This is a genomic window from Microbacterium azadirachtae, from assembly GCF_000956505.1.
In the GTDB taxonomy this organism is placed as follows: Bacteria; Actinomycetota; Actinomycetes; order Actinomycetales; family Microbacteriaceae; genus Microbacterium; species Microbacterium azadirachtae_A.
In genome coordinates this window covers 1-22489 of record NZ_JYIX01000014.1, presented here as the reverse complement: position 1 = coordinate 22489, position 22489 = coordinate 1, and the positions used below count along the sequence as shown (strand labels likewise).

Genomic DNA, 22489 nt, shown 5'->3' with positions numbered 1-22489 from the left:
CGCGGGTGCATGATGGGGGCATGACCGACCTCCCCGCGCTCCCCGAGATCCTCGACACCGCGCGGGTGGTCGCGCTCCCGTTGCACACGCGGTTCCGCGGGGTGGACGTCCGCGAGGCGCTGCTGTTCGAGGGGCCGGAGGGCTGGGCCGAGTTCTCCCCGTTCGCCGAGTACGGCGATGCCGAGGCGTCGACGTGGTTGTCCGCCGCGATCGCGGATGCCTGGCATCCTCGCCCCTCCGCGATGCGCGAGGGGATCCGCGTGAACGCGACGATCCCGGCCGTGCCCGCGGACCAGGTTCCCGGAGTGCTCGCACGCTTCGACGGCTGCCGCACGGCGAAGGTCAAGGTCGCCGAGGCCGGGCAGAGCCTCGCCGACGACCTCGCCCGTGTCCGCGCGGTGCGCGCCGAGATGGGGCCGGAGGGCCGGATCCGCATCGACGCGAACGCCGGCTGGAACGTCGACGAGGCCGAGCGCGCGATCCACGCCCTCGCCCCCTTCGATCTGGAGTACGCCGAGCAGCCCTGCGCGACTGTCGAGGAGCTCGTCGAGCTGCGCGAGCGGATCCGCTACCTCGACATCCCGATCGCCGCGGACGAGAGCGTGCGCAAGGCGACGGATCCGCTCGCGGTCGCCCGGGCCGGAGCCGCGGATCTGCTCGTCATCAAGGCGCAGCCGCTCGGCGGCATCGAGCGCGCGCTGCGGATCGTCGCGGAGGCGGGACTGCCCGTGGTCGTCTCGAGCGCGCTCGACACCGCGGTCGGCCTCTCGCTCGGCGCCGCACTCGCCGCGGCGCTGCCCGTGCTCGACCACGACTGCGGACTCGGCACGGCATCGCTGTTCGCCGACGACGTCGCGGATGCCCGCCCGCACGGCGGCATGGTCTCTGCGGCCCGGGTCGTCCCCGATGCGGCCGCGCTCGCCCGCCTCGAGGCCCCCGCAGAGCGCCGGGGCTGGTGGCTGGACCGCCTCAGCCGCTGCCACGGGCTGCTCGCCGCCGACGGTCGCTGACGCCGGACACGGTCCGGCCGACGCAGTTCGGGGCGCACCCCGCCGGTTTGGGGCGCGCCACACACGGAATCTGTGCCAGCATGCGCCCCAACACGAGAGCGCACGCCCCAACATGACCTCCCCGAGCATCGAGCACGCTCCGGTGTCAGTGGTTTCGGGGCGCACCACGCCTGGTTTCGGGGCGCACTCTGCCGGTTTGGGGCGCACCACACACGGAATCCGTGCCACCACACGCCCCAAAACGAGAGCACGCGCCCCCAAGCCGCAAGCCCGCCGCCTCACCCGAGCAGCAGTGACACCATCCGGCCGAGCTCGACGCTGCCGGTGCGGCGGAGCTGGGCGTCGTCCTTGCCGGCCATCGCGCCGCGCACGGTCGTGCCCTCCCAGATGATCAGCAGCATGCGGGCCGCGACCTCGGAGTCGACCCGCAGCGTGATCGTGCCGGTCGCGGCGATGTCGTCGATGATCCGGGCGATGCCGGCGACCATCTCCTGCTCCTGCTTGAGATAGGCCTTGCCCCAGGCGTGATCCCGCAGGGCGCGGAGGCGGATCTCGCTCAGCAGCATGACGCCGAGGCGGTCGTCCTTGCCGGTGTCCATGACCTGCTGCACGAGCGTCGTCGCATCGCAGTCCTGGGCGAGCGCACCGGCCTCGTTCAGCTCGGTCACCCTCGCGCGCACGGCGGTCAGGCGCTCGGCCGACACGGATCCGGCGAGTTCGAGGAACAGCTCGTCCTTCGACTCGAAGTTCGAGTAGAACGCGCCGCGCGTGAAGCCGGCGCGCTCGCACACGGCCTCGACGGTCGCACCGTCGAGCCCTTCCTCGGCGAACACCAGCGCTGCCGCCTCGAGCAGCCGCGCGCGCGTGTTCTCCCGGCTCCTGGTCGCACTGCCGGTCATCCGCACCTCCTGCGGGCCTCGGGCCCGCGATTCACATCCCGCGCACAGACTATCCCGGCGCCGTCGTCTTACGATACATAGACGTATCGGATACACCAGTGTATCGAACCCGCCCGCACTCCCTCCGGAGGAAACCCGTGTCGACTCTCCTCTCCTCGCTCGGCCGCTGGTCGTTCCGGCACCCCTGGCGCGTGCTCGTGGCCTGGCTGCTGGTGCTCGGCATCGCCGGCGGCGCAGCGCTCGCCCTCGGCAAGGGCACGGACAACGCGTTCACGATCCCCGGCACGGAATCGCAGGCGGGCCTGGAGCAGCTCGAGCGCACCTTCCCCCAGGTGAGCGGCACGAGCGCGCAGTTCATCGTCGTGGCTGCGGACGGCGACAGCGTCACCGACCAGGACTACAAGACGCCGATCGAGCGGACCGTGACCGACCTCGGGAAGGTCGACGGCGTCCTCGCCGCCACGAGCCCCTACGACGAGCACGTGACCGGCATGGTCTCCGACGACCGTTCCGCGGCGATCGTGCGCCTGCAGTTCGACGGCCAGGCCTCGGACGTCTCGGCCGCCACCAAGGACACGCTGCGCACGGCGGTGAGCGACCTCGAGAAGGACCTGCCGCAGGGCGCGCACGCCGTGATCGGCGGAGATCTCTTCTCGATGTCGATCCCGGCGATCTCGATCACCGAGGGCATCGGCCTCGTGATCGCACTGCTCGTGCTGATCGTGACGTTCCGTTCATTCGTCGTGGCGGGCATGCCGCTGCTCACGGCGGTGCTGGGCGTGGGCGTCTCGATGGCCGCGATCTTCGCCGCGACCGCCTTCGCGTCGGTCTCCTCGACCACTCCCCTGCTCGCGCTCATGCTCGGGCTCGCGGTCGGCATCGACTACGCACTGTTCATCGTCGCGCGACATCAGGACCAGGTGCGTGCGGGGGTGGATCCGGAGGAGTCCGCCTCGCGCGCGACCGGCACGGCCGGCTCCGCGGTGGTCTTCGCCGGCATCACGGTGCTGATCGCGCTCATCGGCCTCGGCTTCGCCGGTATTCCGTTCCTCACCACGATGGGCATCGCGGCGGCCGTCGCGGTCATGATCGCCGTGCTGATCGCCGTGACGCTGACGCCCGCGATCCTCGGCTTCCTTAAGGGCCGCGTGGCGGGACGCCCCGCCCGGCCCCGCCGTGCGAAGAAGGGCAAGGCCGAGGCGGCCCCGCGCCGGCCGTTCTCCGAGCGCTGGGTGGGCGGCGTCACCCGGCACCCTGTCCTCGTCGCGCTCGCGATCGTCCTCGGGCTCGGGGTCGTCGCCGTCCCCGCCGCGAACCTCGCGCTCGCGCTGCCGAACTCCGGCGTGCAGCCGCAGGGATCCGAGGCGCGCGAGAACTACGACCTCACCGCCGAGCACTTCGGCCCCGGGTTCAACGGCCCGCTCATCCTCACCGGCACGATCGTGACGTCGAAGGATCCGGTCGGTCTCATGAAGGATCTGGGCGATGCGGTCGGCAAGCTCCCCGGGGTCGCCGAGATCGCCCTGGCCACCCCGAACCAGACCGCCGACACCGGCATCGTCCAGGTGATCCCCACGACCGCGCCGGACGCCCCCGCCACCGCCGACCTCGTGCGCGAACTGCGCTCGCACCATGACGAGTGGCTCAAGAAGTTCGGGATCGACGTGAAGGTGACAGGGTTCACGGCCGTCGCGATCGACATCTCCGACCAGCTCGGCGCCGCGCTGCTGCCGTTCGGCATCTTCGTGATCGGCCTGTCGCTCGTGCTGCTGACGATCGTGTTCCGCTCGATCTGGGTGCCCGTCACGGCGGCTCTCGGCTACCTGCTCTCGATCGTGGCCGCGTTCGGCGTGGTCTCCGCGGTCTTCGAGTGGGGCTGGTTCGCCGACGCCCTGCACGTCGCACGGGTGGGTCCGATCATCAGCTTCATGCCGATCATCCTGATGGGCGTGCTGTTCGGCCTCGCCATGGACTACCAGGTGTTCCTCGTCTCGCGGATGCGCGAGGACTATGTGCACGACGCAGGGTCCCGCAGCGCCGACCGCGCCGAGCGCCGGGCCGCCGCACTGCGCGCCGTACGAGGAGGCTTCACCGGATCCGCGAAGGTCGTCACCGCCGCGGGGCTCATCATGTTCGCCGTGTTCGTGGCGTTCGTGCCCGAGGGCGACTCCTCGCTCAAGCCGATCGCGCTGGGTCTCGCCGCGGGCATCGCGATCGACGCGTTCCTCGTTCGGATGACCCTGATCCCCGCGCTCATGGCGATCCTCGGCGAGCGCGCGTGGGAGATCCCCGCGTGGCTCGAGAAGATCCTGCCGAGCGTCGACATCGAGGGCGAGGCGGTGGAGCGCGAGCGTCACCTGGCCTCCTGGCCCGGTGACGACTCCGTGATCGCCGCCGACGGACTGGCCGTCCCCGGCGTGACAGACGGACTGAACCTGCGGGTGCCGGCCGGATCCGCCCTCGTGCTCACCGGAGGCGATGGAGCGGTGCGCCGCGCCGTCGCGCTGGCCCTCACCGCGCGCGTGCCCTCCGAGGGACGCCTGCGCGTGGCAGGACACCTGCTGCCGGGACGCGCGGCCTGGGTGCGTGCGCACGTCGGCTGCGTGATCGTGGACGGCGGGACGGATCCGCTGCGCGAACTGCGCGAAGCGCTCCGCGGCCGCACCACGCTCGTGGCGATCGACGGGGCCGACCGCCTCACCCTCGCGCAGAGCGAGCAGGCCGTCGCGATGCTGCGGGATGCCGCTCGCCGCGGCACGCTCGCCGTGCTCGCCACGGCCGCGGACGCCTCCGCCGCCGCGCGACTGCTGACCGACGCCGGGTGGGCGGATCCGCAGACGCGGGACCTCGACCACCCGCCCGCCGCACCCCTCACGGCCTCCGACGCGCCCACCACCGACCTCGACGAGGTGACCGCATGACCAACCGCCTGTCCGCGCTGATCGAACGCGCCCGTACGCACAAGCCGATCACCGCCCTCACGCTCATCGGCGTGCTGCTGCTGCCCGCCGTCCTCGGCGGCGTGCTCGTCGCCGCGCTGCAGGATCCCACGCAGCGTCTCGACACCATGACCGCCGCGATCGTGAACGACGACGAGCCGGTCACGGTGAACGGCCAGCTCGCCCCGCTCGGGCGCCAGCTCTCGGCAGGCCTCGTCGACGGCACCGGGAAGAAGGACGAGAACCTCACCTGGGTGATCTCGAACGAGAAGGACGCCGCGGCAGGGCTCAAGGACGGCACCTACCAGGCCGTCGTGCGGATCCCGAAGGACTTCTCCGCCGCCGCGGTCTCGGGTGGCAGCGCCGTGCAGGATCCGGCGAAGTCCGCCGAGAAGGCGACGATCTCGGTGACGACCGCCCCGCAGGCGCGTGCCGCGGACGGCCTCATCGCGAACCAGATCGCCGCGACCGCCGCGTCGACCATGGGCAGCGAGATCTCCAAGAGCACCCTGCAGAACGTCCTGGTCGGCTTCGGCACCCTGGGCGACAAGATCGGCGAGGCGGCGGACGGCGCCGACAAGCTCGCCGCCGGAGCAGCCTCCGCCGCGACCGGAGCCGCCGCGCTCCCGGACGGCGCGACCAAGCTCGCCGACGGTGCGGGCCAGCTCGCCGACGGCGCCTCGCAGCTCTCGAACGGCCTGGACACGATCGCGAACGGGATCACCTCGGCGCAGACCGGTGCGAATCAGATCGGCGCCGGGCTCGCGCAGGGCGCGGATGCGCTGACGACGCCGGGCAAGGGTGTGACCGAACTCATCGCCGGAGCCAACCAGACGGCGCAGGGAGCCACGATCACCAGCACGGGCGTCGACGGGCTCGAGCTAGGCCTCCGCAACGCCGTCACCATGTGCGACTCGACCACGCAGAAGCAACTCTGCGACCTGCTGAAGGATCTCTCAGGCACCGCGACTGAGATCCAGCCTGCGGCCACGGGAGCAGCTGCGGGCAGCGCCTCCGTCGCCGCGGGAGTCTCAGGGTTCGCCGCTCTGCCCGGCCAGTTCCGCACCGCCGCCGACGGCGTCAACCAGCTCTCCGCGGGGCTCGGCCAGCTGGCCGACGGCACGTCGCAGAGCGCGACCGGCGCGGGCAACCTCGCGACCGGCGCCACCGGGCTGCAGTCGGGGGCGACCCAGCTCGCCGATGGCGCGACGCAGCTGGGCACCGGCATCGGATCCCTCGCGACCGGCACGTCGAGCCTCGCCTCGGGCCTGCACCAGGCGGCGGACTCGCTGCCGAAGCGCACCGACAGCCAGGCGTCCTCGCTGGCCTCCGTCGTCGCCGATCCGGTGAAGGCCGACACCTCGGGTGGCATGTTCGGTCCCACCGCGATCCCGCTGCTCGCGGCGGTCGTGCTCTGGTTCGGCAGCCTGGCGTCGTTCCTCGTGATGCGGACGTTCACCGCGCGGGCGCTCACCTCGCGCCGCGCGTCCGCCTCGCTCGCCCTGCGCGGATTCGCCCCGGCCGCCGCGATCGGCGCCGCACAGGGCCTGCTGGTCGCGCTCGTGGTCGAGATCGTCGCGAAGTACGATCCGTCGCGCTGGTGGGGCTTCGCCGGCGTCGCCGTGCTCGCCGGCATCGCGTTCGCCGCCGTGAACCAGGCCCTCGTCGCCGTCCTCGGCGGGGTCGGCCGCTGGATCTCCGCCGTCATGGGCGTGGCCGCGCTCGGCGCGGGGATCATCTCGACGCTGCCCGGATGGCTCGCCACGATCGCCGGGTTCCTGCCCACGTCCCCCGCGGCGACCGCGCTGCTGGGCGAGGAGGGCGTCGGATCCGCGATCGCCGCGCTCGCCGTCTGGGCCGTGCTCGCCCTGATCGCGACGACGCTGGCCGTGACGGCCCGCCGCACGACCTCGGTCCGTGCGGTGCTGGCGCCGGCGATCTGATTCTGGAAGCGGCAGGCGCGGCCCCACCTCCCCCGGGGCCGCGCCTGTCTTTCCCTTTCCGAAGGTTTCCGGTCTCAGGGCGTCGCCGTGCGGATCCTGACCTCGCGCTCCATGCGCTTCTCGTGGCGCTGCCGCCCCTTGATGGCCTCGGCCTCGCGCGTCTTCGGCGGGGCGTTCGTGACGAGCTGATCGAGCATCCGCCGGGTCGCCTCCGCGATCTCGTCGATCGCCTGCTCGAACGCGGGGGTGTTCGCGCGCGACGGGTGCGTGGATCCGCTCACCTTGCGGACGAACTGGAGCGCGGCCTCCCGCACCTCGTCATCGTTCGTGGGCGGCTCGAAGTTGTGAAGGCAGCGAATATTCCGGCACATGCCGCGACGATAGCCCGGATCCGCGATTCAGGAAACGGCCGCGAGCGCGAGCACGGCGACTCCCACCGTGGCCGTCGCGGCGCCGAGGCCCCAGAGGGCGAATCGCCCCCACGGGATGGACACCCCGAGCGCGGTGACGCGGTGGTGCCACAGCAGGATCGCGAGCGAGGCCCACGGCGTCACGAGCGGTCCGAGGTTGACGCCGATGAGCAGCGCCATGAGCGCGATGGGGTCGTGCGAGGCGATCGGCTCGAGCACGAGGTAGGCGGGGAGGTTGTCGATGCCGTTCGCCGTGAGCGCTCCGATGCCCGCGACACGCAGCAGTTCGAGCGCGTCGTGCCCGGTCGCGGCGAGCGGCGAGAGCAGCGCCGCGAGCCCGCGCGCATGGGCCGCCTCGACGATCACGAAGAGCGCCGCGGCGAGTCCGAGCGCCTGCCACGGCACCAGGGAGAGACGCAGCGCGCGGCGCCTCCGGACGGCGAACAGCACGATCAGGATCAACGCGGCGGCCGATGCCGGGATCCACACGTCCCTCACGAGGGCGAGCAGCGGCAGCAGGGCGACGAGCACGACGGCCGAGACGAGGAACAGCACGCGGTCGGAGGGATCTGCCTGCACCGGTGACGCGTACCGCCCGAACAGCGTGCGACGGTGCGCGAGCGTGAGGATCACGACGGGCACGAGCACGCCCGCGAGCGCGGGAGCCCAGCTCAGCGCGAGGAAGGCGAGCGGATCCGCGCCGATGGCCGGAGCCGCCAGCAGGTTCGTCAGGTTCGACACCGGCAGCAGCAGGGACGCGGTGTTGGCGAGCCAGACCGTGGCGAGCGCGAAGGGCAGCGGGGAGACGCCCACGCCCTGCGCGAGGAGCACGACGACCGGCGTGACGATCACGGCGGTCGTGTCGAGCGAGAGGAAGATCGTGCTGACCACCGCGAGGAGGACCACCGCTCCCCAGAGCGCGATCACCCTGCCGCGCCCCCAGCGGGCCAGATGCTGCGCGATCACGTCGAACACGGCGGCATCCCGCGCGAGCTCGGCGACGATCGTGATCGCGATCACGAAGCCGAGCACCGGCGCGGTGCGTCCCGCCAGCGCCCCGGCATCGGCGAGCGGCAGGAGGCCGCTGATCACGACGCCCGCGGCGACGAGCGCCAGGGCGATCACGGCGAGCGCGCCGGGCCGCAGCCAGGCCCGCCGAGCGCTCACCGCCTGCCCTGCGAGGTCGCGCCGCTCAGCTCAGGCCCGAGTAGACGTGCAGGCCCTTGAAGAACAGGTTGACGATGGTGAAGTTGAACAGCACCGCGGCGAAGCCGACGATCGACAGCCAGGCCGAGCGGGATCCGCGCCAGCCGCGCGTCGCACGGGCGTGGATGTAGCCCGCGTAGAGCACCCAGATGATGAACGTCCAGGTCTCCTTGGTGTCGAAGCCCCAGTAGCGACCCCAGGCGTCGTTGGCCCAGATGGATCCGGCGATGAGGGTGAACGTCCAGAAGATGAAGCCCACCGTCGCGAACCGGTAGGCGAGGCCCTCCAGGCGCTCCGAGGAGGGCAGCGTGGCGAGGAAGCGCGGACCGGCCTTGGGGGCCTCCGCGAGCACCTTCGCCTCACGGCGCGCCTGCATGAGCTGGAACACGCTGAGCGCGAAGGCGAGCGCGAAGAACGCGGTGCCGAGCGATGCCACGAACACGTGGATCACGAGCCACACGCTCTTGAGTGGGTCGGCGAGCGGCACGACCTCGACGTAGAAGCCGGTGGCGGCGCCGCCGAGCAGCACCACGACGAGGCCCACGATGAAGGTGCCGAGGTACTTCAGGTCGAACCAGATGTTCACGCCGATATAGACCGCGATGATCAGCAGCGTTCCCGTCATCGAGAACTCGTACATGTTCGACCACGGCACCCGGCCGGCGGCGACGCCGCGGAGCACCGTGCCCGCCAGGTGGAACAGGAAGCCGAGCGTGGCCAACGCCGTGCCGATCCGCGCCATGACGAACCGCTGCGGGGCCGATGACGTCTTGCCCGCGGCGCCGGAACCGGTCGCGCGACCGGCCGAGGAGGCCGATGCGCCCACGGCCGCGCCGACGAGCTCGCGCTCGGGCACGACGGCCTTGGCGTCGGCGGCGACCTGCGAGCGCTTGGCCAGGTCGAACGCGTAGGCGATGAAGGCCGCGGCGTAGATCGCGACCGCGGTCCAGATCGTCAGGATCGACAGGGAGTCGAAGTTCATGCTGTCAGCCTACTTTCCGCTATCGGTCGCTGAGCGTGTCGAAGCGTCCGCTGTCATCGGGCTCTGATTCGTCGGGGTTGCGGTCTCGGGAACCGCAGCTGTGTCCGGGACCTTCCCGGCATCCCGATCCGTCTCGGGCGCCGTGTCCGCCTCCGGGACCGCCACGGTCGCGCCGTCGGCGTCGAGCAGGCGCCCATGGCCGTCGCGCAGGTCCTCCACGGCGGCGGCGAGGGTGGGGTCCTCGCCTCGTGCGAGGCCCGCGTACTCCAGGTGCACGGCGCCGTCGACGACCGTCGCCTTGACCCACATGCGCCGGCGCGGCACGAACAGCGCGAGCACGAGACCGAGCAGGGCCACCACGGCGAAGATCAGCACCCACTGCTCGGAGGGGTCGTGGTGGATCTGCAGCGAGACGTAGCGCTTGACGGACTGGGAGTAGTCCTTCGCGTCCTTCGGTGCCTCGTTGTCGAACGTGATGGTTCCCATGCCGTTGGGCAGCGCGGTGGTCTCGCCAGGGGCGAGCTCGATCGACTTCGTCCCGGTCTTGCCGCCCGTGAGCTGGGTCATGGATCCGGTGTCGAGCACATACACCGAACGAGGGGTGCCGTCGTCGATGCCGAGATCGCCGGCGAACACGTTCAGCGTGAGGGTGGGGTTGATGAGGTCCGGGTAGACCGAGGTGAGCGCGCCGGTGGCCAGCTTCGCCGAGGTCGGGTAGAAGAAGCCCTGCAGCCCGAGCTGCTCCGGCAGGCCGTCGGCGACCTTGACGATCCCGATCGACATCATCGTGCTGTTGTTCTGCGGCAGGAACGGCACCGAGTCGTGGAAGACGACATCGCCCTTGGCGTTGTGGACCGTGATGGTCGGGGCGTACCCGTTGCCGAGCAGGTAGACGCGGTCGCCCGCGATCCCGAGCGGGTGGTTCACCTGCACGGCGGCCTTGTGCTCCTTCTGCCCCGGCTCCGAGACCGTCACGTTCGCGGCGAAGTCACCGGCCTGACCCGACGACGACTTGCCCGGTTCGAACGGCTGGTAGGTGACGTCGAAGGAGTCCAGCGTCATCCGGTAGGGCGCGAGCGCGTCGTCGGAGACGAAGCGACCGCGGTTCATCGACGAGTAGTCGAGAAGCGTGTTCACGAAGCTCGTGCCCTGCACGACCACGCGCTGGCCGGTGTAGGCGAAGCTCCCGCCCACACCCACCGATACGAGCACGCCGAGCAGGGCGAGGTGGAACAGCAGGTTGCCGGTCTCGCGGGCGTAGCCGCGCTCGGCCGAGACCGAGAAGCCGCGCTTGTCGTCGTAGCGCTGCACGCGATAGCGCAGGGCGCGCAGCTGCTTCTCCGCGATCGCGATGCTCTGCTCCGCCGCCGCGCGCGGGTCGGATCCGGCGACCGTGCGGGTCGCCTCGCGGTGGTCGTCGAGTCGTCCCAGCCGCACGGGCGTGCGCGGCGGACGCGAGCGGAGCGCCTTGAGGTGGTGCTTGATGCGCGGGATCACGCAGCCGACCAGCGACAGGAAGAGCAGCAGGTAGATGGCGGAGAACCACGCCGACAGATAGACGTCGAACAGCTGCATGCCGTCCAGGATCGGGAACAGGTCCGGGTGGTCGGCCTTCCACTGCGTGACGCCGTTCGGATCCGCCATCCGCTGCGGGAAGATCGATCCGGGGATCGCGGCGATCGCGAGGATCAGCAGCAGCACGAGCGCGGTGCGCATGCTGGTGAGCTGCCGCCAGCCCCAGCGCAGCCAGCCGACGACGTTGAGCTTCGGGGAGTCGACGCCGTCGCCTCGCGCGTCTCCGTCGCCGTCGATGTGGTCGCTCGGGCGCAGCGGGTCGGTCGAGCGATCGACGCCGGCCTGCTTCTTCGAGCCTTCGCGCTTCTTCGAGCCTTCGCGCATGGGATCCTTCACGGTCTCGGATGCCTCGGGTCCCTGGAGGCCTTCGGGGGCGTCGGGAGCCTCGGTGTCAGAGCGGGAGTTCGACACTGCCGACCACCGCCCCGATGCTCGACATGATCGCCTTCCAGACGCCGGTCACCATGAGCAGACCCAGCACGATGAGCAGTGCACCTCCGACGATGTTGACGACACGCACGTGCCGGCGCAGGAACGAGAGCGAGCGCGTCGCCCAGCCGAAGCCGAGCGCGACGAGCAGGAACGGGATGCCGAGGCCCAGCGAGTAGGCGATGCCGAGCCACACCGCACGGCTCACGTCGCCCACGTTGACCGACAGCGCGACGATCGCCGAGAGCGTCGGGCTCAGGCAGGGGCTCCAGCCGATGCCGAGAGCGACGCCGAGCAGCGGCGCGCCGATGAGGCCGGCACGACCCGACACGTTCATCCGCACGGTGCGCTGGGCGAAGCCGAAGACGCCGATGAAGACGAGGCCCATGACGATGATGACCGCACCCAGGATGCGGGTGATCAGATCGCCCCAGCGCAGCAGGAACACGCCCGCCGTGCCGCCGACGACCGCCATGAGGATGAAGACCAGCGTGAAGCCGAGGATGAACAGCAGCACCCCGAGCACCATCTGGCGGCGCGTGGGGGCGTTCGTGGTCCCGTCCTGCCTGGGCGCGGATCCGCCCACCGCACCGCCGACGAAGCCGAGGTAACCCGGCACGAGCGGCAGCACGCAGGGCGAGAGGAAGGACAGCAGCCCGGCGAGCATGGCCACCGGAAGCGCCGCCCAGAGAGCGCCCGATCCGACGATCGCGTCGATGTTCACGCGCTCACGCTCATCACTTCTCGTCCAGCGCGTCCTGGACGAGCGTCTCGAGGATCGAGGCGGATCCGATCGGGCCGATCACGCGCGCCGCGACCCGTCCCTGCTTGTCGAGGACGAGCGTGGTGGGGGTGGCCTGGATCGAGGTGACCTCCGCGAAGGCGAGCTTCGCATCGCCGGTGTTCACGTCGATGATGCTCGGGTAGGTGACCCCGTACTTGTCGTTGAAGGCCGTCGCGGTGCCGGCCTGGTCGTAGGTGTTCACGCCCACGAACGAGACGCCCTTGCCGTCGAACTTCTTCCAGACCGACTGGAGGTCCTCCGCCTCGACGCGGCACGGTCCGCACGCGGCGTACCAGAAGTTCACGACCGCGACGTCGCCGGCGATCTCGGTGCTGCTGAACTTCTTGCCGCTCTCGAGCGTGCCCCCGAAGGACACGGGCTTGTCGCGGTCGGCGGGCTTGATCTCCTCGACGCGCATGCCGTCGGACCCGATGTAGCCCTTGTTGTCGCCGTTGCGGTACTGATCGGCGACGGGGTCGTTCGAGCAGGCGGCGAGGCCGCCGGCGAGTGCGACGCCGAGCAGGGCGGCCGTGGTCCGGACGACGCGCGAGCGCCGGGATGAGCGCGCGACCCGCCGGTCTCCGAGAGTGTCGGTGGGCGCGGACGGGCGCGACAGACTCACAGGCATGCTCGGAATCTTACGAAAAGACTCTATGCACCGGGTGGGCGGGGCCTGCACGGTGACCGCCCGCGGGGATCCCGATCCGCTCACACCACGGGCGAGATGAGCGCCCAGAACAGTGCTCCGGCGTACGCGAGCGTACCGAGCGAGGTGAGTGCCAGCGCGATCACGAGCTCCTTGGGCTCTCGGTACGCCCACACGATCACGAGCGCCGGCAGGAAAGCCAGCAGCGCGAGCAGTCCCACCCAGGCGACCGGGTAGAACAGCGCGAGCAGCACGAGCGCCAGGAACGGCAGGATCACGAACACGGTGTAGAGGACCTGGGTGGCCCGCTTGCCGATCACCACGGTCAGCGTGCGCTTGCCGACCTGACGGTCCTGGTCGATGTCGCGGAGGTTGTTGGCCAGCAGCACCGCGCAGGCGAACAGGCCGATCGCGATGGCCCCGATCCATGCCTCCTGCGGCAGCTTCAGCGACTGCACCCAGGTCGTGCCGAGCGTGGCGACCAGCCCGAAGAACACGAAGACGAAGACCTCGCCGAGCGCGTTGTAGCCGTAGGGCCGCTTGCCGCCGGTGTAGAACCACGCGGCCACGATGCACACCGCGCCGACCGCGATCAGCCACCACTGCTGGGTGCGGATCGTGATGCCGATGCCCGCGATCGCGGCGAGTGCGAAGAACGCCAGGCCGGTGTACAGCACGCTCTTGGCCGAGACGCGCCCCGAGGCGGTGAGCCGCGCGGGGCCGACCCGGTGCGCGTCGGTGCCGCGCACGCCATCGCTGTAGTCGTTCGTGAAGTTCACGCCGATCTGCAGGCACACGGCGACCGCGAGGCAGGCGAGCGCGATCACCCAGTGGAACTGCGGATCCCCCAGCCGCGCAGCGCCCGTGCCGACGAGCACCGGGGCGATCGCGAGCGGCAGCGTGCGAGGGCGGGCGGCGCCGATCCAGTCCCCCAGGGTGACCGGCGGCAGCTGCTCGACCGGACGCTTCGCGGGGTTGCCGGAACGGGCGCGCCCTGCGGGGCGCGCGGACGCGGATGCGGTCTTGTCGGTCTTGCGGTTCGCCACGCAGGAATCCTAGCGGCGAGGGTTATGCCACCACCGGAGGGGGCGCCGATCACGATGTCGTGTTTTCGGTGTTGAACGGGGTCTTTTCGGGCTGGAATGTCGGTGGCCCGGTGTTGACTTGATCCATGACGAACTCAGCAGGCACGGTGGCGGATCCCGGGGTCGACCCGGTGGATCCGGTCACGGTGCTGCGCCTGCTGAGGGAGGGCCTGGCCGCGGCCGAGGCGACGATCATCCGGTTTCAGGCGCTGCGGGACGCGCAGCTCGGGGCCGCGCAGCGCGTCGCCGAGGAGATCGCCGCCCGAGACGCCGGCGGCGGCTCGCCGCGGGGTGACGCGGTGGATCTCGCGGCGCGGTCGGTCGCGGCGGAGCTCGCCGGGGTGCTGCGGATGTCGGATCGGGTGGTGCAGGCGAGGATGGCACGGGCGGCGGACCTGGGGGCCCGGTTCCCGGAGGTCACGCGGGCGTTCGGGGAGGCGCGGATCAACGCCGCCCACGTCCGGGTGATCCAGGACGCCGGTGCCCGGCTCGATGCGGCGGTGCGGGCCGAGTTCGAGCAGATCGCGGTCGCCGCTTCGGAGGGCGAGACGCCGCATCGGGCGAAGCGGATCGTCGAGCGGGTCGCGGAGAGGCTCGCGCCGCGGAGCTTGACCGACCGGCACCGGGAGGTGCAGGAGCACCGGCGGGTGTGGCGGGAGGACCTCGGCGACGGGCAGAAGGCGCTCGGGGTGATCCACTCCGCCGCGATCGTCGACGGGATCTACGACCGGTTGACGCAGCAGGCGCGGGCAGTAGCGGTCGCGAATGCGCTGGCCGCGAAGGACGCGGCCAGCGGGGTCGACCCTGATCCGGTCGGACTCGGCGCCCCCGGCGACGCGCGGACGATGGATCAGCTGCGCGCGGACCTGTGCGCGGACACGCTGCTCACCGGGGCCGCGTCCGGGCACGACACCGACGCCGGGCTCCTGTCCGCGATTCAGGCGCGGGTGGAGGTCACTGTGCCGGTACTCACCCTCCTGACGCCCGACACCGCAGGCAGTGGGTACGGATCACCGACGAGATCCGGGACCTCGACGCGATCCGGGACCGCGTTCGGTGTCCGCACCGAACAGCCCGCCGAACTCGCCGGCGGGCAGCCCATCGACACCAACACCGCCCGCACCCTCGCCGGCGGGGCCACCGCCTGGGAACGGGTGCTCACCCACCCTGTCACCGGGGCGATCCTCGCCGTCGACCACTACCGGCCCAACGCCGACCTGCGGCGTCTCCTGCACGCCCGCGACTCCCGGTGCCGGTTCCCGACCTGCGGGCTCCCACCGGCCACCCAGGACCTCGACCACACCATCGACGCTGCATACGGCGGGCCCACCGAGGAAGGCAACCTCGGCGGGCTCTGCCGCAGGCATCACGTCCTGAAGCACCAGACGGCCTGGACAGTGAAGCAACGCGGCGCCGGGGTCCTGGAATGGACCAGCCCCACCGGGGCCAGCTACATCGACAAACCACCCTCACCCGTCACCATCGAAGACCCGGACCCACCCGCGGAACCCGGCCCAGAGATCCCCGGATTCTGAGACGACTTCAGGCCTTTGAGCCGCCCACCGCCCGTCCCCGCTCGCCGAGCAGGCGAACCACGTTTCCCGTCTGGCGCGATCTAGCGCCGGAGGGCGTCGGAGATCGCGGCGCGCAGGTCGTCGGCGAGGGTGCGCAGTTCGGCGTCGTCGAGGGTGTGCGCGGTGAGCCGGATCTGCGGCGAGGCCTCGTCCGCCTCGAGCAGGAACCCGCCGCCCGTGCGCACCAGCCAGCCGCGACGCATCATCGCCTCGGACACGGCGCGACCGTCGACGCCGCACTCCACCCACACGTTCAGGCCGTCGTCGCCGCGCACGGTGATGCCGCGCTCGCGCAGCAGGGCGCGCAGTGCGTCGCCGCGCTCCGCGTAGTGCGCGCCCGCACGCTCGAGCGCGGCAGCGGTGTCCGGGTGGTCGAGCATGCCCACGGCGACCCGCTGCAGGATCCGGCTGACCCAGGTCTTCCCCGGCGAGAGCCGGGTGCGCAGTTGAGCTGCGGTATCGGGATCCGAGGCGAGCAGCGCGAGCCGCAGATCCGGCCCGAGGAACTTCGACATCGACCGCACGAGCGCCCAGCGCGGGTGCCCGTCCGGGATCACGGAGTGATACGGCCGGCGTGACAGCAGCGAGTAGTGGTCATCCTCGATGATGAGCACGTGCGGGGCCTCGGCGAACACCTCTCGCAGCGCCTCCGCGCGCTCGGCGGTGAGGCTGATGCCCGTGGGATTGTGCGCGCGCGGCGTGCACACGACCGTGCGGGCGCCCGCGTCGATCGCCGCGCGCAGGCCCGCGACCGTGATGCCCTCTTCGTCGAGCGGGATGCCGACCGTGCGGTATCCGCCGAGCCGGACCACGTTGATGCTGGAGAGGAAGCACGGATCCTCGAGACCGACCACGTCGCCGTGCGCGAGCGAGGCCACGAGGAGCCGCTCGAGCGCGTCGACCGCACCCGAGGTCACAGAGAGCTCGAAGGGACGAGGCTGCGCCTCTGCCAGCCATCCCGTCGCCCAGGTGCGCAGACCTTCGTCGATGAGCGCGTCGCCGTAGAGCGCCGGCGTGCGCAGATCGACCTCCGCGAGCACGGGCAGGGGCAGCAGGTCGGGATCGGGGTTGCCGCTGCCGAGGTCGCGCAGCACGGTCTCCGCCGCGAAGCCCTCCTCCTCGGTACGGACGGGACCAGAGACCACGGTGCCACCGCGACCGCGGCTCTCCACGGCGCCGGCACGTGCGAGCGCCCGATAGGCGGCGGCCACGGTGTTGCGGTTCACGCCGAGACTGTCCGCGAGGCCCCGCACGGTGGGCAGGCCCTCTCCCGCGACGAGCGCACCCGATCCGATCAGGGCGCGGATCGAGTCGGCGATCTCATGCGCCGTGCTGCCCTGGATCGCCATGTCGGTCACGCCCTCAGCCTATGGGCAGCCGCGGCCTACCCTGGAGGCATGGCCGACATCCGCGATCGCGACGACATCCTCGTGCTGGTGCGGACCTTCTACGAGACCGCGTTCCGGGATCCGCTGATCGGGCGGATCTTCACGGACGTCGCCCGCATGGACCTCGACCACCATCTGCCGATCATGGGCGACTTCTGGGAGAGCGTGCTGTTCCAGGCCGGCGGCTACCACCGCAACGCCCTCGCCCTGCACTCCGCGGTGAACGCGAAGCACCCGCTGACCGCGGAGCACTTCGATCGCTGGCTGCTCCTGTGGAACACCACGGTCGACGACCTGCACGAGGGCCCGGTCGCCGATGCCGCGAAACAGCAGGCCGAGCGCATCGGGCTGTCCATGCAACGCCGCCTGCAGGGGTTATCCGGCAGTCTGCTGGAGACGATCCGGATCCGCCCCGACGCCGATCCCGCCTGAGGCGGATCCCGACTGAGGCCCGGCTCGGGTCAGCGCGCCGCCGGCACCACGGGGCGGTGCTCGTAGAACGTCTGCAGCACGACGGTCGTGCGAGTGCTCACGTTGGCGGCCAGCCGGATGTCGCGCACGAGCTGCTCCAGGTGCCGTGGCGACGGGACCCGGGCGAACAGCATGTAGCTCGCGTCGCCCGCGATCGAATGGCACGCCTCGATCGCATCGAGATGCTCGAGCAGTTCCGGCGCATTGTCGGGCTGGGCAGGGTCGAGCGGCGTGATCTCGATGAAGGCGGCCAGCGGCTTGCCCACCGCCTCGGCGTCGATGACAGGTCGGTAGCCCGAGATGACGCCGCGCGACTCGAGGCGCCGCAGCCGCGCCTGCACGGCCGACACCGACAGCCCCACGCTCTCCGACAGGTGCGCGAGCGTGGCCCGCCCGTCCTGGGAGATGGCAGCCAGGATCGCGAGATCGACAGGATCGTCCATACGTGAAATAATACCTGAGTCAACGAATATTTGCAGGAATATTTCCTGTATTCCCCCGATCGGAGGTCCCGATGTCCCTCATCACCAGTCCCAGCAACGCTTTCATCGGCGAGCCCGAGGTTGTGGAGGACGCGTCCGTGGCCGAGACGAGTGCCGCGTGGGCTCTTCTCAAGGATGCTGCGATCGCGTTGCGTCCGTTGCAGGTCAAGGACGGTTCCGTCCCGAACGCGGCGGACCATGATGCGGCCCGCGCCCATGTCGACGCGATCATCGCCGGGATCCGCGCTCTCGCCCCGGCGTTCCCGCACGATGCCGAGTACCTCGCCGCGTCGGTGAAGGACTTCGAGCGTTGGGTCGCGGAGGGGTTCGGGGTGCCGGACTTCCTCGATTCGCTGGTCGCGTTCCAGCCGCAGCAGCACCGTGTCGACGGGATCCGTCACCTGGTCGTGTTCCCGATGTACACGCAGAACGGATCCAGCGACCGGCTCGTGGAGGCGCTGATCGTGCAGGCGATCTGGCCGGAGTTCATCGCGGACCTGGAGGCCGGCGAGTACGGCAACAAGCTGTTCGTGTCGCTGCGGCTGATCGATTTCACCCCCGGTTACGACACGAACTCCGCGGTGCTGTTCCCGGAGACCGTCGCGATGCGTGAGATCCCGACGTTCACGTGGGGGGCGATCTTCCAGGACCGTGAGGCGGCCCGGTACCGCCGTGTCGTGCGTGCCGCGTCCGAGATCACGAACCTGGACCTCCCCGAACGGGCCGCGGCGATGCTCGCGGATCAGGAGCTCGCGGAGAAGACGTTCGTGATGTGGGACATCATCCACGACCGCACCCACATGCGCGGCGATCTCCCGTTCGACCCATTCATGATCAAGCAGCGCATGCCGTTCTTCCTCTACTCGCTGGAGGAGATGCGCTGCGACATGACCGCGTTCCGCGAGTCGGTGAAGATCGAGCGTGCGTTCGACGCCCGGATCGCGGCCGGTGAGCAGCTCACCGTGAGTGAGCAGGAGATGCACGACTACGCGCACCTCGTGCAGTACGCGGTCATCTTCGACCGCATCTTCCGCTTCTCGATCACCGGCAACCGCACCCGCAACTACGACGCGGTCGGCGGGCAGCTGCTGTTCGCGTGGCTGCACCAGCGCGGCGTGCTGCACTGGACCGACACCGCCCTCGCGTTCGACTGGGACAACGTGCCCGACGCCGTCGTCGCCCTCGGAGACGCGATCGATGACCTGTACTGGCACTCGATCGACCGCCCCAAGATCGCGCACTGGCTCGCCGCGTACGAGCTGGTCCGCGGCACCCTCACCCCGCACCCGGCCTCGCAGTGGGCCCGCGGCCTGTCCGACGACATCCTCGCCGGCGCCCCCAAGGGCTACACCGACGCCGTCCTCGACGACGAATTCCCCCTCTCCATGTTCTTCGAAACCCTCGACAAGAAGATGAAGCCGGTCATCGAGTCGACCGTGGGGATCCGCGGCACCGACGACTGAGGTGTCCGCTGGGGGCGCTTCACACTGTTTTGGGGCGCGTCTCGCCACGGATTCGTGGTGAGACGCGCCCCAAAACGCATACTCACGCCCCAAACGAAGCCGGCGCTGCAACAATGGCGGCCAGATCGACCCGGCCGGATCCGATGACTGGACCCGAGCAGGGCCTGAACCGATGACCCGGCCAGATCCACCGGCCAGATCCACCGGCCAGATCCACAGGCCGGAACCGATGACCATGGAGGAACGACGATGACCGTCAGCGGACGCACCGTACTTCTCGCCGGGGCCACGAGCCCCTCCGGCCTCACGATCGCGCGGGCCCTGATCGGCGCCGGCGCGCGCGTCGTCGCGGTCGGTAGAGACAAGGGCAAACTCGACGCGCTCGCGGCCGCGGCGCGCCCCGCCGTGGACGCTTCGGCGGACGCGGCGCACGGCTCGATCCGCGTGGAGAGCTGCTCCCTCACGAACGAGGCCGAGGTCGCGGCGCTCGCGACGCGCCTCGCCGAGGACGGCGAGCACATCGACGGCCTCGTGCCGCTGGTCGGCGGCTGGCGCGGCGGCGGCGGCCTCGCCGGGCAGACCGAGGAGGACTATCGCGCCCTCGAGCAGGCCTTCACCGCCGTGCGCGTGACGAGCCGCGCGTTCGACGCCGACCTGCGCGCGTCCGAGGCGGGCCGGTTCGCGATCATCTCCTCGACCGCAGTCGCCCGCCCGCTCGCGGGAGGCGCGAACTACGCCGCCGTCAAGGCCGCGAGCGAGTCCTGGACCCGCGCCGTCGCGCAGGGCTTCGCCAAGGCCGCTCGCGACACGGATCAGCCGCTGCGCGCGGCCGCCGTCGTGCTTCGCGTGCGCGGGCTCGACGAAAGCATCGACCGGGTCGCGGCGCAGATCGTGAAGCTGTGGGACGTCGACGCCGCCGAGCTCAACGATCGGGTGATCGACCTGGCCTGACGGGACGGGTCCCCTCCCCCGCTTCGCGACGCGCCTTCGCCCGGCGACCGCCGCCCCTCCGTGCCAGGATCGCCTGCGCGGGTCCGGAGAGCAGCAGCAGGAACATCGCCGCGTAGCCGATGTCCGGCACCAGCACGGCGATGACGAGGGCGACCGCGAACAGGGTACTCATGACGATCTCGGCGATGAGGCCGCCGCGCAGCGACGCCGGAGCGATGCGATGCAGCTCGGGGTGGCGGCGCAGATACAGCCGGGTCCCGAGCATGAGCAGCGACGAGGCGAGGAGCGCGCCGATGTAGAGCACCTTCTGCATCGCGTCTTCGGGCAAGGAGCCGAGAATGGCGGTCGACACCGGCAGCCAGACGATCGTGAACATCCAGCCCACCTGCAGCCAGACGAGGAGGTTGGTCGTCTGCTCGACCCGGTCGAAGACACGATGGTGGTTCATCCAGAACACCGCGATGATGAGGAAGCTCAGCGCGAAGCTGAAGAGAGGATGGCCCTCCTCCTGCAGGTACTGCAGCGCGGTCTTCCTCTCCGTCGCGAACTCGGACACGTTCTCGAGCAGCGGCAGGATCAGCAGCGTCATCGCGATCGCGACGACCGCGTCCTCGAAGGCCTTCAGTCGCTCGGCGGAGAGCAGCGGTCGGCTCGTCTCGATCGTGTTGCTCTGCGGATCGTCCTCAGCTCGGCTCACTCCCGAATGCTCCCGTACCGGCCGGGATCCGGTCAAGGCGTCGCGCTCGGAGTCGTCGGCGAAGCCCCCTCGACGGGAGTGCCCTGCACCGCAGCGTCCTGCGCGGGGATCCCCTGCACCTGGGCGTCCGGCATGGGGGCGTTCTGTTCGGGGATGTCCTGCTCCGGCGCCTGTGCGTAGAGCACGGTGAGCCTGCGGTACGAGCGGGTGAAGAACGCGAGACCCCCGGCCAGGACCATGATGAGCCCCGCCCACAGGCAGATCAGTGCGATCCCCCGCGCTTCACCGTCGCCGAGCAACCAGCCCCACTGCCGCTGTCCGGCATCGCCGTTCATGTACGGGATGATCAGGAATTCGGCCAGCGGGGCGATGAGGAACGCGGTGATCGGCGCGGCCGCCGCCTCCATCGCCGCCGCGACACCGAACACGCGCCCCTGCCGGGCGAACGGCACCACCTTCTGGATCACGGTCTGCTCCGCGGCTTCGACGGGCGGCACGAGCATCATGTAGAGCCACATTCCGACGACGTACAGCGGCCACCACTCCCGCAGCATGAAGATCGCACCGAGCAACCCCATCGCCATCACGAGCAGCAGCAGGGTGCGCATCGGCTTCGGCCCGAGGCCGAACTTGGCCACCAGCGCTCCTCCGATCAGGAACCCCGTCGAGGAGAAGGCGAGCGCGAAGCCCCACGTCTGCGCGTCGAACAGCGTGAGGCCGTACGGATCCATGAGCGCCATGTAGACGCCCCCGATGAGGTTGTTGAAGGTGGAGAAGACGATCAGCGCGAACAGCCCCGGGGCCTGCCGGATCGCCCTGGCGCTGCCGCGGAAGTCGAGCGCACCAGGAGCATCGGGATCCCGCTGCGGCTGCCCCTCGGGTATACGCACGAACAGCAGATGGACCAGCGTGAGGAGCATCGCCGCAATCGCGATCGCGAGGGTCCACCCCATGCCGAGGAAGCCGATCGCCAGGCCCGAGAACACGCTCGTGACGAGGAACGCGAGGCCCTGCACGGTGCCCACGAGGCCGTTCGCGTTCGCGTGCTTCTCGACGGGGACCAGCAGGGTCACGGTCGTGGAGAGGGCGATGCTGCGCAGTTGCTCGATCACTCCGCCGAACAGGATCACGGCCGAGAACAGCCAGAACCACGGACCGCCCAGATCCAGCAGCGACGCCTCGGGGCGCGCCAGGTAGAGGCCGCCCGCGACCAGGAAGGCCACGGCGGAGACGACGCTCGACAACACCATCACGGTGTGCTTGCGGTGACGGTCCACGATCGTGCCGAAGATCATCGAGAAGAACGCGATGAAGAGCATGTAGGCGCCGCCGATGACCCCGGTCGCGAGCACCGACCGGGTCTCGAGGTAGACCCAGAACGTGAGCGCGAACCAGAGGAAGCTCGTCGTCACGTTGGCGATCAGCGTGTTGACGAGCACGCTCGCGAACGCCCGAGAGGCGACGGTGCCCTTCATGGGTTCGAGCGTAGAACGGGCATCGGACATGCGGAACCCCGGCGGCCGCAGGCACGGGCGGGCGGTCGGCGGGGTGTCGG

At 70.7% G+C, this 22489-nt stretch carries 19 protein-coding genes; 7 read left to right on the top strand and 12 right to left on the bottom strand.

Annotated features, from left to right (window positions below; translation table 11 throughout):
- Nucleotides 1–20 precede the first annotated feature (20 nt).
- On the top strand, nt 21–1010 hold the full coding sequence (locus RS86_RS00685) for an o-succinylbenzoate synthase (RefSeq protein WP_045270276.1): 990 nt from the start codon (nt 21–23) through the stop codon (nt 1008–1010).
- Between the two features lie 278 nt (nt 1011–1288).
- Here the strand turns inward: RS86_RS00685 and RS86_RS00680 are convergent, their stop codons facing one another.
- Nucleotides 1289–1909, bottom strand: a complete 621-nt coding sequence (locus RS86_RS00680) for a TetR/AcrR family transcriptional regulator (protein ID WP_045270275.1) — start codon at nt 1907–1909, stop codon at nt 1289–1291.
- A 137-nt stretch (nt 1910–2046) separates the two neighbouring features.
- Between RS86_RS00680 and RS86_RS00675 the strand changes: the two genes are divergently transcribed.
- Together RS86_RS00675 and RS86_RS00670 are read left to right on the top strand one after the other, a co-directional pair.
- Complete coding sequence (locus tag RS86_RS00675; RefSeq protein ID WP_045270274.1) at nt 2047–4830, top strand: efflux RND transporter permease subunit; 2784 nt, start codon at nt 2047–2049, stop codon at nt 4828–4830.
- The gene (locus RS86_RS00670; protein ID WP_235281554.1) at nt 4827–6791 is read left to right on the top strand and encodes a YhgE/Pip domain-containing protein; all 1965 of its coding nucleotides are present in this window, start codon (nt 4827–4829) and stop codon (nt 6789–6791) included. Before RS86_RS00675 ends, RS86_RS00670 begins: the two co-directional genes overlap by 4 nt.
- Before the next feature lie 74 nt (nt 6792–6865).
- Here the strand turns inward: RS86_RS00670 and RS86_RS00665 are convergent, their stop codons facing one another.
- The 7 genes from RS86_RS00665 to RS86_RS00635 all read right to left on the bottom strand — a co-directional run bounded on the left by RS86_RS00665 (nt 6866) and on the right by RS86_RS00635 (nt 13869).
- Nucleotides 6866–7162 (bottom strand): DUF2277 domain-containing protein, encoded by a 297-nt coding sequence (locus RS86_RS00665; protein ID WP_045270273.1) that lies wholly within the window; start codon nt 7160–7162, stop codon nt 6866–6868.
- Nucleotides 7163–7189: 27 nt separating this feature from the next.
- On the bottom strand, nt 7190–8368 hold the full coding sequence (locus RS86_RS00660; protein ID WP_235281553.1) for an SLC13 family permease: 1179 nt from the start codon (nt 8366–8368) through the stop codon (nt 7190–7192).
- Nucleotides 8369–8393: 25 nt separating this feature from the next.
- Nucleotides 8394–9389, bottom strand: coding sequence for a c-type cytochrome biogenesis protein CcsB (gene ccsB / locus RS86_RS00655; protein ID WP_045270272.1), 996 nt, complete (start codon nt 9387–9389; stop codon nt 8394–8396).
- Nucleotides 9390–9398: 9 nt separating this feature from the next.
- The gene (gene resB, locus RS86_RS00650) at nt 9399–11288 is read right to left on the bottom strand and encodes a cytochrome c biogenesis protein ResB (protein ID WP_082076459.1); all 1890 of its coding nucleotides are present in this window, start codon (nt 11286–11288) and stop codon (nt 9399–9401) included.
- 67 nt (nt 11289–11355) lie between these two features.
- Entirely contained in the window at nt 11356–12117 is a 762-nt protein-coding gene (locus RS86_RS00645) for a cytochrome c biogenesis CcdA family protein (RefSeq protein ID WP_200892719.1), read from the bottom strand.
- 13 nt (nt 12118–12130) lie between these two features.
- Nucleotides 12131–12805 (bottom strand): TlpA family protein disulfide reductase, encoded by a 675-nt coding sequence (locus tag RS86_RS00640; protein WP_082076457.1) that lies wholly within the window; start codon nt 12803–12805, stop codon nt 12131–12133.
- A gap of 80 nt (nt 12806–12885) precedes the next feature.
- The gene (locus tag RS86_RS00635) at nt 12886–13869 is read right to left on the bottom strand and encodes a 1,4-dihydroxy-2-naphthoate polyprenyltransferase (RefSeq protein ID WP_045270271.1); all 984 of its coding nucleotides are present in this window, start codon (nt 13867–13869) and stop codon (nt 12886–12888) included.
- Nucleotides 13870–13994: 125 nt separating this feature from the next.
- Here RS86_RS00635 and RS86_RS00630 point away from each other — a divergent pair, with 125 nt between their 5' ends.
- Nucleotides 13995–15443 carry an HNH endonuclease signature motif containing protein gene (locus tag RS86_RS00630; RefSeq protein WP_052679989.1) on the top strand — a complete coding sequence of 483 codons (1449 nt, stop codon included), beginning with the start codon at nt 13995–13997 and terminating at the stop codon, nt 15441–15443.
- An 80-nt stretch (nt 15444–15523) separates the two neighbouring features.
- On the opposite strand, the gene RS86_RS00625 is transcribed toward RS86_RS00630, so the two are convergent.
- Complete coding sequence (locus tag RS86_RS00625; protein ID WP_200892721.1) at nt 15524–16831, bottom strand: aminotransferase class I/II-fold pyridoxal phosphate-dependent enzyme; 1308 nt, start codon at nt 16829–16831, stop codon at nt 15524–15526.
- Between the two features lie 48 nt (nt 16832–16879).
- On the opposite strand from RS86_RS00625, the gene RS86_RS00620 reads away from it, so the two are divergent.
- Nucleotides 16880–17302, top strand: coding sequence for a group III truncated hemoglobin (locus RS86_RS00620; RefSeq protein WP_045270269.1), 423 nt, complete (start codon nt 16880–16882; stop codon nt 17300–17302).
- A 29-nt stretch (nt 17303–17331) separates the two neighbouring features.
- On the opposite strand, the gene RS86_RS00615 is transcribed toward RS86_RS00620, so the two are convergent.
- Nucleotides 17332–17784: an Lrp/AsnC family transcriptional regulator gene (locus RS86_RS00615; RefSeq protein ID WP_045270268.1), complete on the bottom strand. Its 453-nt coding sequence runs from the start codon at nt 17782–17784 to the stop codon at nt 17332–17334.
- A gap of 71 nt (nt 17785–17855) precedes the next feature.
- Between RS86_RS00615 and RS86_RS00610 the strand changes: the two genes are divergently transcribed.
- Complete coding sequence (locus RS86_RS00610) at nt 17856–19286, top strand: DUF6421 family protein (RefSeq protein ID WP_045270267.1); 1431 nt, start codon at nt 17856–17858, stop codon at nt 19284–19286.
- A gap of 249 nt (nt 19287–19535) precedes the next feature.
- Complete coding sequence (locus RS86_RS00605; protein WP_045270266.1) at nt 19536–20237, top strand: SDR family NAD(P)-dependent oxidoreductase; 702 nt, start codon at nt 19536–19538, stop codon at nt 20235–20237.
- On the opposite strand, the gene RS86_RS00600 is transcribed toward RS86_RS00605, so the two are convergent.
- Together RS86_RS00600 and RS86_RS00595 are read right to left on the bottom strand one after the other, a co-directional pair.
- Complete coding sequence (locus tag RS86_RS00600; protein WP_152642018.1) at nt 20209–20934, bottom strand: TMEM175 family protein; 726 nt, start codon at nt 20932–20934, stop codon at nt 20209–20211. The two genes, RS86_RS00605 and RS86_RS00600, sit on opposite strands and share 29 nt — an antisense overlap.
- A 32-nt stretch (nt 20935–20966) precedes the next feature.
- Nucleotides 20967–22409 (bottom strand): MFS transporter, encoded by a 1443-nt coding sequence (locus RS86_RS00595; RefSeq protein ID WP_082076456.1) that lies wholly within the window; start codon nt 22407–22409, stop codon nt 20967–20969.
- Between the last annotated feature and the right edge of the window lie 80 nt (nt 22410–22489).